The sequence below is a fragment of the Sphingomonas sp. ERG5 genome (assembly GCF_000803065.1).
GTDB lineage: Bacteria > Pseudomonadota > Alphaproteobacteria > Sphingomonadales > Sphingomonadaceae > Sphingomonas.
In genome coordinates, this window is sequence record NZ_JSXI01000043.1 from 1 (window position 1) to 17,086 (window position 17,086).

At 60.5% G+C, this 17,086-nt stretch carries 14 protein-coding genes; 7 read left to right on the forward strand and 7 right to left on the reverse strand.

The window, feature by feature from the left end; translation table 11 throughout:
• Positions 1 to 132: 132 nt before the first annotated feature.
• Together OO12_RS14910 and OO12_RS14915 are read left to right on the forward strand one after the other, a co-directional pair.
• The gene (locus OO12_RS14910) at positions 133 to 1,635 is read left to right on the forward strand and encodes a TonB-dependent receptor (RefSeq protein ID WP_160296819.1); all 1,503 of its coding nucleotides are present in this window, start codon (positions 133 to 135) and stop codon (positions 1,633 to 1,635) included.
• 66 nt (positions 1,636 to 1,701) lie between these two features.
• Positions 1,702 to 3,429, forward strand: a complete 1,728-nt coding sequence (locus OO12_RS14915; protein ID WP_052215906.1) for an arylsulfatase — start codon at positions 1,702 to 1,704, stop codon at positions 3,427 to 3,429.
• Between the two features lie 123 nt (positions 3,430 to 3,552).
• Here OO12_RS14915 and OO12_RS14920 read toward each other — a convergent pair whose 3' ends face one another.
• Genes OO12_RS14920 through OO12_RS14930 form a run of 3 tightly spaced genes read right to left on the reverse strand, consistent with a single transcriptional unit; the run spans position 3,553 to position 6,995 of the window.
• A complete protein-coding gene (locus OO12_RS14920; RefSeq protein ID WP_034159578.1) occupies positions 3,553 to 4,560 on the reverse strand; it encodes a sugar phosphate isomerase/epimerase family protein in 1,008 nt (335 codons plus the stop codon).
• Positions 4,561 to 4,602: 42 nt separating this feature from the next.
• On the reverse strand, positions 4,603 to 5,742 hold the full coding sequence (locus OO12_RS14925; protein ID WP_034159515.1) for a Gfo/Idh/MocA family protein: 1,140 nt from the start codon (positions 5,740 to 5,742) through the stop codon (positions 4,603 to 4,605).
• The gene (locus OO12_RS14930; protein WP_034159516.1) at positions 5,742 to 6,995 is read right to left on the reverse strand and encodes an MFS transporter; all 1,254 of its coding nucleotides are present in this window, start codon (positions 6,993 to 6,995) and stop codon (positions 5,742 to 5,744) included. Before OO12_RS14930 ends, OO12_RS14925 begins: the two co-directional genes overlap by 1 nt.
• A gap of 267 nt (positions 6,996 to 7,262) precedes the next feature.
• Here OO12_RS14930 and OO12_RS14935 point away from each other — a divergent pair, with 267 nt between their 5' ends.
• Positions 7,263 to 8,279, forward strand: a complete 1,017-nt coding sequence (locus OO12_RS14935; protein WP_034159517.1) for a LacI family DNA-binding transcriptional regulator — start codon at positions 7,263 to 7,265, stop codon at positions 8,277 to 8,279.
• 135 nt (positions 8,280 to 8,414) lie between these two features.
• Here OO12_RS14935 and OO12_RS14940 read toward each other — a convergent pair whose 3' ends face one another.
• Positions 8,415 to 10,103, reverse strand: a complete 1,689-nt coding sequence (locus OO12_RS14940) for a GMC oxidoreductase (protein ID WP_034159579.1) — start codon at positions 10,101 to 10,103, stop codon at positions 8,415 to 8,417.
• A gap of 11 nt (positions 10,104 to 10,114) precedes the next feature.
• A complete protein-coding gene (locus tag OO12_RS14945) occupies positions 10,115 to 10,768 on the reverse strand; it encodes a gluconate 2-dehydrogenase subunit 3 family protein (RefSeq protein ID WP_152616458.1) in 654 nt (217 codons plus the stop codon).
• Between the two features lie 269 nt (positions 10,769 to 11,037).
• On the opposite strand from OO12_RS14945, the gene OO12_RS14950 reads away from it, so the two are divergent.
• From OO12_RS14950 to OO12_RS14965, 4 genes are read left to right on the forward strand one after another with little or no spacing between them, the layout of a single operon-like run.
• Entirely contained in the window at positions 11,038 to 11,403 is a 366-nt protein-coding gene (locus tag OO12_RS14950; RefSeq protein ID WP_034159518.1) for a c-type cytochrome, read from the forward strand.
• A gap of 52 nt (positions 11,404 to 11,455) precedes the next feature.
• Positions 11,456 to 12,469: a sugar phosphate isomerase/epimerase family protein gene (locus OO12_RS14955; protein ID WP_034159519.1), complete on the forward strand. Its 1,014-nt coding sequence runs from the start codon at positions 11,456 to 11,458 to the stop codon at positions 12,467 to 12,469.
• A 3-nt stretch (positions 12,470 to 12,472) separates the two neighbouring features.
• Complete coding sequence (locus tag OO12_RS14960; RefSeq protein WP_034159520.1) at positions 12,473 to 13,264, forward strand: 3-keto-disaccharide hydrolase; 792 nt, start codon at positions 12,473 to 12,475, stop codon at positions 13,262 to 13,264.
• Entirely contained in the window at positions 13,200 to 14,045 is an 846-nt protein-coding gene (locus OO12_RS14965) for a 3-keto-disaccharide hydrolase (protein WP_235364808.1), read from the forward strand. Before OO12_RS14960 ends, OO12_RS14965 begins: the two co-directional genes overlap by 65 nt.
• A 29-nt stretch (positions 14,046 to 14,074) precedes the next feature.
• Here the strand turns inward: OO12_RS14965 and OO12_RS14970 are convergent, their stop codons facing one another.
• Complete coding sequence (locus OO12_RS14970; protein WP_034159522.1) at positions 14,075 to 14,311, reverse strand: hypothetical protein; 237 nt, start codon at positions 14,309 to 14,311, stop codon at positions 14,075 to 14,077.
• A gap of 99 nt (positions 14,312 to 14,410) precedes the next feature.
• Positions 14,411 to 16,735: a TonB-dependent receptor gene (locus tag OO12_RS14975; protein ID WP_052215909.1), complete on the reverse strand. Its 2,325-nt coding sequence runs from the start codon at positions 16,733 to 16,735 to the stop codon at positions 14,411 to 14,413.
• Between the last annotated feature and the right edge of the window lie 351 nt (positions 16,736 to 17,086).

The following is a 17,086-nucleotide window of genomic DNA, read 5'->3' on the forward strand; positions in this document are numbered from 1 at the left end:
GCTGATGGAGCCCATCGGCAACATCCCGCCTGCCGAAGCCGAAGATCAATATTATGCTGCCGCGGACAACATCGATATGGCAGCGTGACTCACAACCCACGGCCTCCGGCAGACCCGGCGCGGTTCACAACAGTGCGTTCTGTGCTTCCAACGACCACCTATTATAACGGCCAGACTCGCGCCGCGCTGCTATCGGCTCAGCGGCTCGGGCCGCTTAACCGCGAGGTGACGGTCGACGGGGATTTCTTCAACCGGCAGAAAACCGGTGGCGCCTCGGTCGAGATCAACACCGAGCTTGGCGGCCAGACGATCACATCGATTTCCGCCTATCGCGAATTCAAGGTCTTCGATAACAATGACGCCGACTTGGTGCCGTTGCCGGTCGCCAGCGTCAACAACGCGCGCCAGCGACAACAGCAGTTTACGCAGGAACTGCGCCTGACATCACCGTCGGGCGAGCCGATCGAATATGTCGTCGGCCTGTTTTATTTCTGGCAGGATGTGGCGAGCCGGACGCAGGTGAAGGGCAATCTCGTCGCGAACCTGCCGGTGGGCCAATATCTCGGCAACCAGGTTGACCGCGACATTACATCGAAGAATGTCGCTGCATTCGGTCAGCTGACTGCGCACCCGACCGACAGATTGTCGCTCATCGGCGGTTTTCGCCTGACGTCGGACCAGGCCGTAGCGCATTTCAACCGGACGATCCTGCCCGGCGCAGTCGGTGCCATGCCGAGCCTCGGCGGCCCAGCTTATGTCTCGCCGACGTTGAAGGCGACGGATACCGATTTCAGCTACAAGCTGGGTGCGCAGTATCAGTTCTCGCCTGATATCATGGCGTATTTCACCTACACACGAGGATATAAAGGACCGGCGCTCAACCTGCTGAACAACCTGACCGCTACCACAGTCAATTCAGGGCTGGCGGTGCTGAAGCCGGAAATCGCGAGCAACTGGGAAGGCGGCGTCCGCACAACGCTCTTCGATCGGATGCTGACGCTCAATGTTACCGGCTTTTATGAAACCTTCACGGATTTCCAAGCGCAGACCTATAGTGCGGTGCTGACGTCGTTTCAGCTCACCAACGCGGGTAAGCTGATCACACAAGGGGCAGAAGTCGAAGCGGTCCTGCGGGCGGTCGATGGCCTGACGTTGACGGGTAATCTTGCCTATACCAAAACGGAGGTGCGCGGGTTGGTCCTGAGCTGTTACCCGGGGCAGACTGCGGCGCAAGGATGTCTGACCGGCAACCGGCAGGATGTGACCGGGGAGGCACTCGCGAACGCGCCGAAATGGGCCTACTCCGTCAATGCTAATTATGGGGCCGATATTGGCAATCGCCTGCGCGGCAGTGCCAATCTGGCGTTCACCTACCGCTCGCAGATATTCTTTGGCTTTCGCGACCCCGAGACCATTCAGCGGGGCTATGGTTTGCTCAACGGCCGCCTCTCGCTCGAAACGCAGGATCGGCGTTATCGCGTATCGGTTTTCGGCAAGAATCTGACGAACAAGCATTTCGCCAGCTTCATCGGGACGGGCCTGCTTGATACGTCGGCAACCGGCGCTGGCTATACTCAGCTCCTGACACCGGATGCCTTCCGCACCTTTGGTGTCGAGGCCGCAGTCCGCTTCTGAGTTCTCATGGCAACGGGGACGCGAGCGGACTGGCGATCCCCGCTGCGCGACGGAGTGCCTTGATCCATGCAGATTTCCCGCCGCCGCTTCCTCGGCACGTTGCTCGCTACCACGACGCTGTACAGCGTTGCCGGGGCTCAATCCGTGGGTCGTGACGGACCGCGCCCCAACATCATAACCATCGTCCTCGACGATGTAGGGTATTCCGATCTCGCATGCTTCGGTGCGGAGATCCGCACTCCGGCAATTGACAGTTTGGCGAAAGCTGGGCTGCGCTACGTCCATTTCGATACCAAGTCGGTCTGCGCTGCAACCCGCGCATCGATGCTCACGGGGCGCAACAACCACACGATCAACATGCCGGATGTTCCCGACGTCGCCGCCGTGCTGGCCAAGGATCCGGACATGGCACGCCTGTTTCGTATACCCGGTAACGCCCAGACGATGGCGCAGGTGTTGCAGCGTCAGGGTTATGCCACTTGGGCGATCGGGAAATGGCACATGATCCCAATGGATGAACTCGGTGCACATGCCGGCCGCGAGCACTGGCCGTTGCAGCGCGGCTTCGATTATTTCTATGGTTTTCCACGGGGCTGGACCGATCAATATCGTCCGGAGCTGGTGGAAAATAACGACTATCTCAAGCGAGATTTCCCCGCGGGCTATCATCTTTCGGTCGATCTCGCCGATAAGGCGATCAGCGTGATCGAAGATCACATCGCACGGAACGGCGACAAGCCCTTCTTCCTGAACCTTGGTTTTGGCACCGCCCATTCCCCAATCCAGGTCGCGCGCAAATATTCGGCACCCTATGATGCCATATATGAAAAGGGATGGGACGCGATCCGGGAGGAGCGCTTCGCCCGTATGAAGCGGATGGGGCTGATTCCGGCGAATACCCGGATGCCGCCACGCGAAGCACGCGATCGGGCCTGGGCGGATCTGTCCGATGACGAGAAGGCGGTCTTTGGCCGCTTCATGGCGGTCTATGCCGGCTTCATTGAGCATTGCGACGAACAGATCGGCCGGCTGCTGGAGACGCTACGGCATAAGGCGTTGTTCGATAACACCATCATCGTCCTCCTTTCAGACAATGGTGCAGCGTCGGAGGCGGGGCAGCGCGGCTTTTTCGATGGACTCTATCGCGCCAACACCATTCCGGCGGCAGAGCAGCGCGCGCGTATCGACGAGCTGGGAACGGCCAAGACGCAAGCGGAGTATCCACGCCCTTGGGCGATGGTCGGCGACACGCCGCTGCGGCGATACAAGCTGTGGCCCTATTCAGGGGGCACCCGGACGCCGATGATATTCCATTGGCCGCGCCGTGTACGCGATCCAGGAGCCATTCGGCGGCAATTTGTCGATGTGATCGATATTGCCCCGACACTGCTCGAAGCTGTTGGCACGCGATTCGAATCCGTCGTCGGCGGCGTGGCGCAAATTCCCGTAGCGGGGCGCTCCTTCCTGCCGACCGTGCGGAGCCGCAAGGCTCCGGGCCGATCGGTGCAATATTTCGAATTGCGCGGCAATCGAGCGATCACCAGCGGTCGCTGGCGAGCTGTCGCCATCCACGATTGCGATCAGCCCTACGCCAATGACCGCTGGGAGCTTTACGATCTAGACACCGACTTTGCCGAAAGCACGGATCTTGCCGCGAAATACCCGGACAAGGTCGAGGAATTGAAAGTGTTGTGGGGCAATCAATGGGCCAGATATGGCACCGGGGAACTGGCGCAGCCGACCCTGTTGACGTGCCGCTATTCCGACATGTTCGACCGCCGCCCGGCCGGATAACCGGTCGGCAGACGACATCGCTGAAAACAACAAGATATGGGAATCGGGATACAGGGCGGTCGGCCTCAGCGATGTCTCCGCCGATTTGCGTAAAACTCTCGCGCCGGTGGATGAAGAACTTGTTTACCCCGCAAAATCGTCGAACCGCCGATCGGTGACGCGGATGATGCGGTCACGAATGAAGGGGGCGCCTTCACGGGCGCCATCTTCGGGATGCTTGAGACAGCACTCCCATTCGAGCACCGCCCATCCGGGAAAATCATATTGCGCCAACTTGGAGAAGATCGTGCGAAAATCGATCTGACCATCCCCTAGCGAGCGGAAACGGCCCGGCCGGTCGATCCAGTTCTGATAACCGCCATAGACACCGGATCGCCCGCTCGGCCGGAATTCGGCATCCTTCACGTGAAAGGCGCGGATGCGATCGTTGTAAAGATCGATGAAGGCGAGATAATCGAGCTGCTGCAGCAACAGATGGCTGGGATCGTACAGGATCGTTGCGCGCGGATGGTCGTCGACCGCAGCCAGGAAACGCTCGAACGTGGCACCGTCATGCAGGTCCTCGCCGGGGTGGATCTCATAAGCCAGGTCGACCCCAGCATCGTCGAATGCATCGAGAATGGGGCGCCAGCGCCGGGCAAGTTCGGCGAATACATCCTCGATCATTCCGGCCGGGCGCTGCGGCCAGGGATAGAAATTGCCCCAGGCAAGGGCGCCCGAGAACGTAACATGCGTATCGAGTCCCAGATTGCGGCTCGCCTTCGCGGCGAGCAGCAATTGTCGGTGCGCCCATTCCCGGCGCGCTTCCGGGCGCCCACGCAGGTTCTCGGGCGCAAAGGCGTCGAACAGCACATCCTGCGCCGGATCGACGGCGATCAGCTGTCCTTGAAGATGCGTGGACAATTCAGTGATGCGGATGCCGTGTTCATCGAGCATGCCGATGATGTCGCTGCAATAGGTCTTGCTTTCGGCCGCCAGTTCCAGGTCGATCAGCTTACCCCCGGTCGGCACTTGCACGCCTTCATAGCCGAGGCTGGCCGCCCAGCCCGCCATCCCCGCGAGCGTGTCGAAGGGCGCTTCGGCTCCTTCAAACTGCGCCAGGAAAATCGCCGGGCCTTTGATCGTTCGCATTGAATACCTTTCGGGAAAAATCTTCAAACCGGGCGAACCGGTTCAGTCGATCAGCGGAAGCCATGCCGCGCCGAGATTGCTCGATTGCAGGGCGGTCTCGATAAACCGCATGCTGCGCACGCCTTCCTCTATGCCGGACAACGGAGATATGATGGCCGGCGCCTTTGCCCGGATCGCCGTGGTGAAATCGCGATAGAGAGTCGCGAATGCCTCGATAAAACCCTCCGGATGCCCGGCCGGCAAGCGCGAGGCGCGTCGCGCGGCTTCGCCGAGATAGGAGCTGCCGGCGCAAAGAATTTGATCGGGGCGGTCGGGCCAGCGCAGGTACAGGCGCTGGCTATCCGCATGCGACCATTCGAGTCCGCCGCGTTCACCCCAGATCCGGATTTTCAGATCATTTCGTGCACCAGCCGCAATCTGCGTCGCGGTAATCAAGCCCTGTGCCCCACCCGAAAACCGGACGAGGACGGTGGCGTCGTCATCGAGGGTGCGGCCGGGCACGACCTTCGCAAGGCAGGCCAGGAGTTCGATCACCCGCTCGCCCGAGACATATTCGGCGAGGTTGAAGGCGTGGACGCCGATATCCGAAATGCACCCGCCGACGCCCGTGCGCGCGGGATCGGTGCGCCACCCGGCCTGTTTGTTTCCACTGTTCTCGATTGCGTCGGCAAGCCACCCTTGCGGGTAGTCGACATGGATCTTGCGCAACCGGCCAAGGTCGCCACGCGCCGCGATATCACGCGCCTCACGAATCAACGGATAACCCGTATAGGTATAGGTGAGTGCGTAGAGACAGCCAGTACCCGCCAGCCGATCGCGCAGTGTCAGCGCCTCGTCCAGCGTCGCGGTGGCCGGCTTGTCGCTCACCACATGCACGCCTGCCTCGATTGCGGCGAGTGCGATCGGCAAGTGCGTGTCGTTCGGCGTGGCGATGGTCAGGAAATCGATCCCGTCGCTTCGCTGCCGTTCCGCCGCGACCATCGTCGCAACGTCGGAATAAATCCGATCGGGATCGATCCCATAGGCCTTTCCCGCCGCTTGCGACCGGCCGGGATCGCTGCTGAACACACCCGCGCATAGCCGTGCATCGCCATCGAGTTCCGCCGCGATACGGTGGATCGGACCGATGAAGGAGCCGGGGCCGCCTCCCGCCATGCCCATTGCGAGGGGCTTGGCCGACATCACGCCCTCCCGCCATTCGCCACGCGACCGGCCCGATTCCGTGCCCCAGCTTGTTCGTGAAAGGTGAGGGCGAAGACGATGGCGGCGGCTGCCGCGACGACGGCCGGAATCAGCCAGATCGCGCGCCAGTCGTGGTCCGTCGTCGAATGCGTATTGGCGACATAGATCCAGCCGGCGACGTTCGATCCGATCACCGTGCCGATGCCCTGAGTTACCAGCGCGAGAAACGCTTGCGCCCGAGACCGGGCGGAGAGATCGAATTTGCGATCGACATAAATCTGGCTCGATACGAACACGAAGTCGTAACAGATGCCGTGGATGATGATGCCGAACAGCATCAACGGCACGATCGCCTGTGCGCCTTCATAGCCCCAGCCGAATGCCAGGAACCGGACGCTCCACGCGGCCATGCCCACGACCAGCACCCATTTGATGCCGAACCGGAGCAGCAGCAGCGGCAGCGTGATGAGGAACAGAGTCTCGAACATCTGGCCGGCGGTCTGGATCGCAGTGGCTTCCAGATGCCAGCCGAACAGGTCGATCGTCAGGTTCTTTTCCGAAAAGAACGCATTCGCATAGGTGTCGTAAAAGGTCTTCGGCAGCATGATGACGAACATCGCGCAGATGAAAACCCAGAAGGCGCGATTGCGATAGCCCATCACGATGTCGAGGCCGAACAGTCCTGCAACACTGATCGGCTGGCCCTTTGCGCGCGGCGGCGTATCGGGCAATGTCAGTGAATAGACGCCGAGCAATACATACACGCCACCGGCGATCTGCATCGGCAACGCGGTTCCGGCCGCACCAGGGATCAGGCCGATCAGCAGGCCTGCGACAATCCAGCCGATTGTGCCCCAGACGCGGATCGCCGGGAACTCACGACCCGTATCCGATATGGAATTGAACGCGATCGACGTCGCCAGCGGGATGGTCGAAGCATAAAACAGGAAGTGGACCATCAATCCGGTAAGAAAAACCGTCTCGGATTGAGTGATCGTCGAAACCCACAGCAACGCCGCGCCCGCGCCCAGGCACAGCACGGCCATCACCTTCTGCGCGGAAAAATACCGGTCGGCGACCATGCCGACGAACAATGTCGAGAGGATCGTCGCGATGCCGATCAGCCCGAAGGCCGTGCCGATGATCGCGTCGAACCGAAGCCCTTTGCTCATATAGGTGCCGAGCGGGACCAGCCAGACGCCCCAGGCGAAATATTGAGCGAACATCATCAACGAGAGGCGTGTCTTTACCATCGTCTCATCCCTCTCCGGCGCCGGTCTTTGCCGAGCGTCCTGGTGCCTGCTCAGGCGACTGGTTCGAAAGGGTGGGGTTGGGTGTCACGTCCGTTCGCACCGCAACCCACTTCGTGAGAACTTGCCTCAACGCTGCGGTTGAATCTTTCCGCATGACCCCTCCCTTGTTGTAATGGATTACATCTTAGGGACGGCTGTACCTAAGGCAAGGACAAAGATATACGACAAATTTGGCCGTTGCCCGCATTTGAGAGAACAGGTTAACGAATGACCACGATTGCGGACGTCGCGCGAGCAGCCGGCGTATCGACAGCCACAGTATCACGGGCGCTCAGCGATCCCGATTCTGTCAGCGAAGCGCGCCGTCGCCTTGTCGTTCAGGCGGTGGACGCATTGGGCTATGTGCCCAATTATGCCGCCAAGAGCCTCCGTACGACCCGCGCACAGCGGATCATTCTGACGGTACCGGACATCTCCAATCCCTTTTTCTCCGCCATCATTCGCGGTGCGGAAGAGGCGTTGCAGGCGGCACGCTATTCACTTCTGATCGGCGATACGCGCCACGACAGCGCGCTGGAGGAATATTATGCCAACATGCTGTCCCGCCGGGAGGCGGACGGCATGATCTTCCTGGGCCACCGGCTGGCACCGACGGCCGCGGCGATGGTCGCCCGGCTGGGCGCCGCCGCGCCGATCGTCAATGGCTGCGAATATGAACCCGACCTCAATGTCGCGAGCGTCCATATCGCCAATGGCGTCGCCGCGGCTGAAGCGATGCAGCATCTCTACGATATCGGGCATCGGCGCATCGGCGTCATTACCGGCCCGTTGCTCAGCCCGCTCAGCCGCGATCGGCTCGGCGGAGTCCAGGGCGCCGCGGCGGGGCGGGGGCATCGCGAGAATCTGCTGCTCCGGACCGGCGATTTCTCGGTCGATTCGGGGGAAGCCCATACCCATTCGCTGCTCGACGAGGATCAACCACCCACGGCGATATTCTGCTTCAGCGACGAGATGGCGATCGGGGCGATCGTCGCGCTGCGCGAGCGCGCACTCGATTGTCCGGGCGATGTCTCGGTGGTTGGCTTTGACGATATTCGTCATGCCCGGGCTTTCCAGCCGGCACTGACCACGATCAATCAGCCCAAGGAATTGATCGGTCGCAAGACGGTCGAAATTCTGCTCGATATTCTGCGCGGAAAATCGACGACCAGCGCCGTGTCGATCACTTTGCCGCATGAACTGATCTTGCGCGAAAGCACAGCGCCGCCGCGCTCTGCGCGGTGACGGACGATCGCTTCCGGGGGTAGTTTCAATTGACCGGTCCCGGCGAGCCTTTTCCAGGCGGCACCGGGACCAACCTCACCGCCGCCGATGATCGCTCAGCGGACGGGAATTCCAATGCCCGGTGCCGATCGGGCCTTATAGCTGCCCCTGTTTCATCCGGCCGACTGCATGATCCACCGCCCGGGCGGTTAGCGCCATATAGGTGAGCGATGGATTCTGGCAGGCCGTGGAGGTCATGCAAGCGCCATCGGTCACGAACAGGTTCGACACCTCATGCGCCTGGTTGAAGCCGTTGAGATACGATGTTTTCGGATCCCGCCCCATCCGTGCGGTGCCCATTTCGTGGATCGCGAGCCCGCCGATCGGCATTGCCGCATTGGCCTGGACGCCCTGCGCGCCCGCAGCCTCGAGCATCGCTTTCGCTTCGGCGGCCATCTCGGTCGCCATCGCCCGTTCATTGTCGCCCCATTCGAACCGGGTGTTGAGGATCGGGATGCCCCATTTGTCCTTCTTTACCGGATCGAGGCTGAGGCTGTTCTCGTAATAAGGCAGGCATTCGCCAAAGCCGCCGAGATACATGACCCATGGTCCCAATTCGCGTAGACCCTTTTTGAAATCCGCGCCAAAGCCGGGGGTCATCGTCCCGCGTGCCCAGTTCATGCGGAATGCGGCGCCCTGGAAACCGAAGCCACGCAGATAGGGCTTGTCCTTTTTGTCCAGATTCTGAAAGCGCGCCATATAAAGGCCGGCCGGACGATTGCCGATCGGATGCTTGTCATACATGCCCGGCACCATCCCGAATGCGCTGCCGGTCATCAGGTGATCCAGCAAATAATGACCGAGCACGCCACTCGTGTTGCCGAGTCCGGTCGGATATTTCTCGCTCTTCGAATTGAGCAGGATCTGCGTCGTGCCCAGCGTCGAAGCGTTGAGGAACACGATACGCCCGCGATAGGTGCTGCGCGCGCGGCTGTTGGTGTCGATCACACGCACGCCGCTGACCTTGCCTGTCTTGGGGTCATGATTCAGCCCCTCGACGATCGCGTTGGTGATGGTGGTGAGGTTGCCGGTCGCCTCGGCGGCAGGCAGAGTCGAACTGATCGAACTGAAATAGGATCCGGTGGAACAGCCGCGCGCGCACGGCCCGCAATAATGGCATGCCGCCCGGCCATTCAGCTCCTGCGTCAGGATCGCCGATGGTGCGATCGCCAGCCGCCGCTCCGGAAATTTCTGCGCAATGGCCTCCGCGACTCGGTTCTCGCAGCTGTTCATTGGCATGCCGGGTTGAAAGCGTCCCTCCGGCGCGCTCGGAACATTGAGCCCGATCGGCCCGGACACGCCGATGAATGTCTCGACCTTATCGTACCAGGGACGGATGTCGTCATATCGGATCGGCCAATCAACGCCGTGGCCGTCGCGGGCATTGTCGGTGAAGTTGATCTCTCCCCAACGCGGCGTGCATCGGCCCCAGGTGAGCGAGCGGCCGCCCAGATGATAGCCGCGGATCCAGTTGAACGGATGATCGGGATCGCGACCATAGGGATGGTCGACGTCCTTCACGAAAAACTGCTCCGTATCCTCACCCAGCGCATAGTCGGTGGAACGCTGAATCGGATAGTCGCGCTCATAACGCAGCCGGTCGCCCAGGCCGCGAAAGGGAAATTCCCACGGCGCCTTGTGCTCGCCCTGATAGTCATCGGGCGTGATCGGGCGACCGCGCTCGATGAGCAGGACCTTCAGGCCCTTTTCGGTCAACTCCTTGGCGGCCCAGCCGCCCGAAATCCCCGAGCCGACGACAATCGCATCAAAATCCTGGTTGCTCATGGTCTTTCCAATCATCGTGCGCTGAAGGGGGGCAGGGCGATCTGCGCGTAGGAATCCGCACGCTCGCCGGGCCTGACCGTGGCTTCGGGCACATATTCGTTGGGTATGATGTTGAGCGACAGCTCGACCGAACCGCCAAGCTCGCTGGTGTAATAGCCGAAGATCGTAAGCCGCTTCATCAACACGACGAAGGGAGACCATGGAGGCGGTGGAGCGCCCTTTGCGCCGCCCCTGTTGAGCGAAGTGGGCTTGGCCGGCTGCGCTTCGGCCTGGTGCAGCAAGCCGCCGAAATACTCCGTTTGCTGCGCCGGCGTCAGAGCGGTGAATGGCTTACCGTATTTGGTGACGGCGCCCGTGGCGAATTCAGCCATGCCGGAAAGGAAATTGTCGCGTTCATCCGGATGGAACCAGCGCGTGACCATCAGGCCAATGAACGCGGGCACTTCGGCTTGCTTGGCGCCGCCGGTGTCGGTGGCCGGGATGATGAGCTCGGCAACATCTCCGATCAATGCCAGGTCGGAGGGAGCGAGTGTCGTCTCGCCTGCCGCATACGCATCCGGCATGCTGACCGACGCGACCAGCGCCACACCAAGCCAGGCTCCCAGTTCCAGCAGCTTTCGCCGATTTGGCTGAAAGCTTGCCAACGGATTCCCGTCTGTTCCCACGGCAACACTCCCCTATTCCTTTTTTTAGTAATCGTTTTCATATCGCCCCGAAATTCGCATGGCAATGCTGTTTTATATCTTGCGAGTCGATCGCACGCTGACTCGATTTGGCGAACGGGCTCCGGCTGATTGTAATCCATTCCAAAGCCTGTTAGGCCTCGCCTCGAGATCGCTTTCCACGTTAAGAAAGTGCGGGAATTGGGAGAAGGATTCGAATGCATCGGGATTCCGTATCTAGACTGTCGGTCGCCGCTCTGTGTTTCAGCGCCATGACCCTGTCCGTCGGCGCCGCAATCCTCTCTTCCCGGCCCGCCCAGGCCCAGGCGCAGGCAATCACCCCGGCGAAAGCGAAGCTCGCCTTTCAATCCTGTGCGATATGTCATTCGGAGAAGGCGGGGGCCTCGGGCCTCGGTCCCAGTCTGGCCGGCATCTTCGGCAAGCCCGCCGGTCAGGTGAAGGGCTTCAAATATTCCCCAGCGATGTCGACCGCCAAGGTGCGGTGGGATCGGGAGACGCTGGACGCATTCATCGCCAAACCCAAGACGGTCGTTCCCGGTACGCGCATGTCGTATCCCGGCGTCAGCGACCCCGCCAAGCGGCAAGCGATCATCGACTATATTCAGGCGCTGCGTTGAGCCGGACGACGCCAACACGACAGATCAAATCGAAATCAGAGGGGACCATATCATGAGCATCCGTCGCAACGCTTTGTCGCTGCTGGCACTGGCCACCTTGCCGGCCGGCGCTACCGTCGCGCAGGACATGCATGCCGGACATCGCATGGCGGCGGGCCCGCGATGCCTCGGGTTGCCTGAAAGCAAGGTCGCCGTTCAAACTTATAATTTTGCAGGTCCACTGACCGGCACCACCATTCCGGTGGAGTGGGATGCCCTACCGATGCCGGCGAAATTCCAGAAGGCGATGCCGACATTCGCCAACGTGTTCGGGCCGCGGGCCTCCCAGCCGACTCGCGAACAAATTGCGACGGTGCTCAAAAACATTCGCGATCTCGGCTATCGCAACGTCGAGGGTTTCGACCTGATTTCGCAAAGTTCGCCGGAAACCTATGCGGAGTTGCTCAAGGCCAATGGCCTGCAAGCCATTGGCAATCATACCGAGCTCGACCCGGCGCAATGGCCGGCGCGGCTTGCCGAAGCCAAGACGCGTGGGCAGGCCTTTGTAGGATCCAGCGGTTTCGGCAAACCGGGTTTCGATACGCTGGAACACACGCTGGAGACGGCGCGCAACCTGAATGAGCTGGGCAGGGCAGCCCAGGCGCAAGGCTTGAAACTCTATGTGCATAATCACGACAAGGAATTGTCCACTCAGTTCCTGTACGACAGGGGTGACGGCAAGTCGGTGATGACCAGTGCATGGGAAATCGTCGCGGCGAATACCGACCCCCGCCTGGTTCATTTCGAGGTCGATGTCTTCTGGGCACTGGCCGCGTTCAAGCCCGAGCATTTCAACGATCTGATTGCGTTTCTGGAAAGGAATCACAGCCGCATCGCCATGCTGCACATCAAGGATCTGTCCGCGGAAGGCGCCATGGTCGCGCCCGGAAAGGGCATGATCGACTGGCGCAAGGTGGTCACTGCCGCGGGACCGCAGGTCGCGTATTACATCATCGAATATGACTTGCCTTCCGATGCGGCGAAGGTGTCGAAGGAAGGATACAAATACCTCACCTGCAAAGCGTAGATAATGACCCGGGCAATCAAGGCGGCGCTGCTCCTGTCCCTCGCACTGGCCTCGGTGCCGGGACAAGCGAAGGGGAGGTGGCAACCCCTGTTCGATGGCAAGACGTTGAACGGCTGGACGCCAAAAATACGCGGCCTTCCCTTGGGGCAGGACGATAAGAAGGTCTTCACGGTCAAGGACGGCGTGATCCACGTTTCGCACGCGAATTATGCGGCCTTCGATATGCATTTTGCACATCTGTTCTACCATACGCCGTTCAAGGCCTTCCGCCTCCAGCTTGACTATCGTTTTCTTGACGCCCGCCCGCCCGGCGTGCCCGATTGGGCAACGGCGAATAGCGGCATCATGTTCGACAGCCAGCCGCCGGAAACCATGCCGCTCGACCAGGCATTTCCGATCTCCGTCGAATTTCAGTTGCTCGGCAAGGTGGATGACAAGGATCGGCCGACCGGGGCAGTCTGTACGCCCGGAACGATCGTTTCGATCGGCGGCGTCCCGCAAACCGAGCATTGCATCCAGCCCAGCAACGCGCAGACGATCGCTCCGGGCATCTGGGTGCGGGCGGAATTGCGCGTCGATGCCAAGGGACATGTGACTCAGCTGATCAACGACAGGATCGTCGCAGAATATGACGATGTTGCGCTGGCGCCCGACGAACTCGATGGCTCGAATCCGATGTACAAAGCGATGTTTCCCGGGGGCGTATCGCTGAAAACCCTCGGACATTATGTTGCGCTTCAAGGTGAGGGGCAGGACGTGGAATTCAGGAATATCCGGGTCATGCCGCTTCGCTGAAGGATTTGCCGCAAGCAAGGGGGCGAGAATGCTATCCGCTGTGATGATCCTGTTGTTGCAGGCCTCGACGCCCGTCGTGGCGAAGCCGCAGGATACCGAAAAATGGTCCCCCGAGCCGCCGATCGTGACACCGGCCGCGGCCATCGGGAATCCGCCCTCCGACGCCGTCATTCTGTTCGACGGACGAAATCTCGATCAGTGGGTGTCCACTATTGACGGCTCTTCGGCGAAATGGCCGATCCGTGACGGCATTCTCACCGTCGACAAAAAGGCGGGCAATATTCAGACCCGACGTACCTTCCGCAACTTCCAGATCCATCTGGAATGGCGGATCCCGGCGGACGTCGACGGAGAAGGCCAGGGGCGCGGGAACAGCGGTCTGTTCCTTGCCTCGACCGGGCCCGGTGACGAAGGATATGAGCTGCAGATCCTGGACAGCTATCATCACAAAACCTACGTCAACGGCCAGGCGGGCAGCATCTACAAACAATATCCTCCGCTGGTGAATGCGACACTGTCGCCGGGCAAATGGCAGAGTTATGATGTTATCTGGACCGCGCCGGCATTCGCGCCGGATGGTGCGCTGGAAAGTCCTGCCAGAATGACCGCGTTGCTGAACGGTGTCGTGATTCAGTCGGACGCGGTGCTCAAAGGCCGGACGGTCTATATCGGCCAGCCCAGTTACAAGGTGCATGGTGCGGCGGCGATCAAGCTACAGGCGCACGGTGACCCCAGCCGCCCGATCAGTTTTCGCAATATCTGGGTCCGCGAACTGCCTTGAAGCGGAAGCGGGGGCGATAGTTCGCGCGTTCATCGGGTGGAAAAGTCCAGCTTGGCCGAACCCTGGTGGCGAAGCCGTTGTTCGAGACGCTCCGCCACGGAACGGCGGATCGGCTCACCCGCCCGAACCTTGCGCCAAGTATTATAGCTGATACCAAATTGAGGCATTAGTTTTTCATCGGTCTGACCAACGAGGTGCGCCGACATCAGGGTCACGACCTTGGCATCGACGATCCGAAGGCTGGCGCGCGCAGGTTGCGAAGCCATAATTCACTCCTTGAAGATCGGAAAACTGCGGCGCGGGCACTCCCGGGAAGTGGAGGGCCCGCGCCGATCTGAACCTTCCAGGGGGCTGGAAGGTCGATGTCAGAATTTCACGCCAGCTCGGATGCCATAAGTGCGTGGATCTCCCGGCACGACAGTGGTCAGGCTGTCGCGGCCAAGGCTGGGCGGATTGAAGCTCACGGCGTTCACCGTGATGGTATTTTCCAGATTTTTGGCGAAACCCTGCACATACCAGCGATGATCGGGCGCGTTATAGGTCAGGTTCACTTCACTGCGCGTGAAGCTGGGCTGGCGATATTGGCGCGGCACGTTGAACGCAGTGATGACATAGGAATCGCTCAGCCGTGAGCGCGCCCCGAAATCGATCGAACCGCCATTACCGAGTGGCTGGCTGTAACTATAGCCAGCCGAGGCAACATATTTAGGCGATCGATCGAGCGCCCGGCCCTTATAATCGATCGGCACGATCTGGCCGTTCTGGCCGATCGGGTTCGGGGTATAATCGGTATATTCGGCGTCGAGCCAGGAGAAGCTCAAGTCGAAGCGATTGCGGCTATCCGGGGTGATGGTCGCGTCCGCTTCCACACCCTTCACGCGCGCCTTGCCGGCATTGGTGGTGTAATTCACCGGTACGCCAAGGAAGATCTGCGACGTGTTGAGCTGCAGATTATTATAGTCGTAATAGAATGCCGCCAAGGTCAGGCGAACCGCATTATCGGCAAAGCGCGTCTTCAGGCCCAACTCATAGGCAGTCAGCGTTTCCGGCTTGTAATAGAGCCGGTCCAGCGGGCGCGATTCCGCCACGGTGCAGGTGCGTCCCCGCGTTGCAACGCCCGCTTCGCAGCCATCGTTGAAGCCACCGGCCTTATAACCGGTGGAGACCGACCCATAAAGCAAGGTCCGGTCGTTGACGTCAAAGTCGACCCCGGCGCGCCAGGTAATCTTGTCGAACTTCGCCGATGCCGAATTCAGCGTGGAGCTGTCGGTGGCCGGATTAAACACCGGGCCTCGCTGCATCACGGTAAGGCCGACACGCGACTTGTCGTCTTTCGAATATCGCGCGCCTGCGGTAATGCGCAGCGTATCGGTCAGGCTATAGGTTGCCTGGCCGAAAACGCCGAAGCTTTTGACGATCGTCGGATCCTGCGGGAAGCCGAAATAGGGCACGCCAGGGACAAAATCCTTCAGGAAGAGAGCGATGCCCGATTGCTCGCGGAAATACATGCCGCCGAACTGGACCTTGAGTGGGCCGGTGCCTGTCGTCGCAAAACGCACTTCGTGCGATTGCTGGGTGTAGAGACCGGTGAATCTGGTGTTTCGGGGGGTAGGCGCTCCACCCGCCACGCCGCCGACGACCGTATCGGCGAATTCATCGCGCTTGAATTCGCGATAAGAGCCCAGATAGGTCAGCATCACCGGGCCGAAATCCCAGTTGAACTCCCCGCTGACTCCCCAGGTGTGGTTACGAGTCGATTGGTCGCCGAGCAGCGAATAACCCCGTCGCCGCAAGTCCGCGGAACTCTTGCCGGCACCGGCATAGACCGCATCGGTATAATCAAATTGATTGGGTTGCGGGCGATAGAATGTCCCGTCGGCAACCACTCCGATCAGTGAATCGCTCCCCCGCATCCGGCTGTAATCACCCTTGATCAGCAGATTGATATCCGGGCTGAAGGTGAATAGCGCCTGGGCACGTGCCGACAGGTTGTTCTTGAACGGATCGAATTTATTGCGATCTCCAGCACTCTTGATGAGGTAGCTGTCACGCCGGTCAAAGGACCCGCCAAAGCGCAGGGCGAGCATGGCATTGACCGGGATGTTGACCATCGCATCCGCCTGGATCGAATCATAATTGCCATAGGCGACATTGGCGGCCGCCTCGAACTTATCCGAAGGCTTCTTGGTGATGACGTTGACCACGCCCGCCGTGGTATTCTTGCCATAGAGCGTGCCTTGCGGTCCGCGCAGCACTTCGACCCGGTCGATGTCGAAGAAGCTGACCTCTTGCGCCTGCGGTCGGGCGATATAGATACCGTCGAGCAGGAACGCGGCGGAAGGATCGCCCTTCTCGGTATTGTCGCGGCTGGTGATGCCGCGGATCGTGATTTGCAAACCGCCGGTGCGGTCGATCGACAAATTGGGCACCTGATCGCCCAGTGCTGTGGCGTTGGTAATGCCGGCGGTGCGTAGCGCGTCCCCGCCGATGGCGGTCAGCGCGATCGGAGTCTTGGAGGCGAGCGACGATGTGCGTTGTGCCGTCACGACGATATCGCCCCCCGCGACCGCATCCGCGAGAGGTGCGGCCTCTAGTTCGCTTTTGGGGACATCCTGTGCGTAAACCGCCGGCGCGGACGCGCTCAGTGCAACAAAGGCGGCGCCATAAAGTAATCGATTACGTTCCCTCATACATCCTCCCATTTTTGGCTCGTTCCCACGGCCTTACGTTTCACACCCTTGTTTTGCGGGCTTGGCTTCGAAAGACTCCCTCGTCCATCAAAGCCCGAAGAGAGTAGGGGGGGATTGTCAATCGAGTCAAGTAATCGTTTACATAATTTGGTGATGTGAATGCGTGGGAGCCTTTGACAGCGCTACGGCGACGTCACGGCAATTCCACTTCGGCCCTCGTCGAATTTTGACCATATCCAGCTGTACAGGTGTCGGGACAAGCCCGTCGGCGGGGGCCGGCATCCCGACGGGGCGCGAGTCCGTATCGACCGTGCAAGAGAGCTTAGGGACTTTGGCGTTGAACTGTGTGGA

Bases quoted from the DNA above. Each gene is read 5' to 3' on its own strand.
- OO12_RS14935 (WP_034159517.1), top strand. From the start codon at position 7,263: ATGACCACGATTGCGGACGTCGCGCGAGCAGCCGGCGTATCGACAGCC.
- OO12_RS14930 (WP_034159516.1), bottom strand. From the start codon at position 6,995: ATGGTAAAGACACGCCTCTCGTTGATGATGTTCGCTCAATATTTCGCC.
- OO12_RS14925 (WP_034159515.1), bottom strand. From the start codon at position 5,742: ATGTCGGCCAAGCCCCTCGCAATGGGCATGGCGGGAGGCGGCCCCGGC.
- OO12_RS14955 (WP_034159519.1), top strand. From the start codon at position 11,456: ATGAGCATCCGTCGCAACGCTTTGTCGCTGCTGGCACTGGCCACCTTG.
- OO12_RS14950 (WP_034159518.1), top strand. From the start codon at position 11,038: ATGACCCTGTCCGTCGGCGCCGCAATCCTCTCTTCCCGGCCCGCCCAG.
- OO12_RS14970 (WP_034159522.1), bottom strand. From the start codon at position 14,311: ATGGCTTCGCAACCTGCGCGCGCCAGCCTTCGGATCGTCGATGCCAAG.
- OO12_RS14915 (WP_052215906.1), top strand. From the start codon at position 1,702: ATGCAGATTTCCCGCCGCCGCTTCCTCGGCACGTTGCTCGCTACCACG.
- OO12_RS14940 (WP_034159579.1), bottom strand. From the start codon at position 10,103: ATGAGCAACCAGGATTTTGATGCGATTGTCGTCGGCTCGGGGATTTCG.
- OO12_RS14920 (WP_034159578.1), bottom strand. From the start codon at position 4,560: ATGCGAACGATCAAAGGCCCGGCGATTTTCCTGGCGCAGTTTGAAGGA.
- OO12_RS14960 (WP_034159520.1), top strand. From the start codon at position 12,473: ATGACCCGGGCAATCAAGGCGGCGCTGCTCCTGTCCCTCGCACTGGCC.
- OO12_RS14975 (WP_052215909.1), bottom strand. From the start codon at position 16,735: ATGAGGGAACGTAATCGATTACTTTATGGCGCCGCCTTTGTTGCACTG.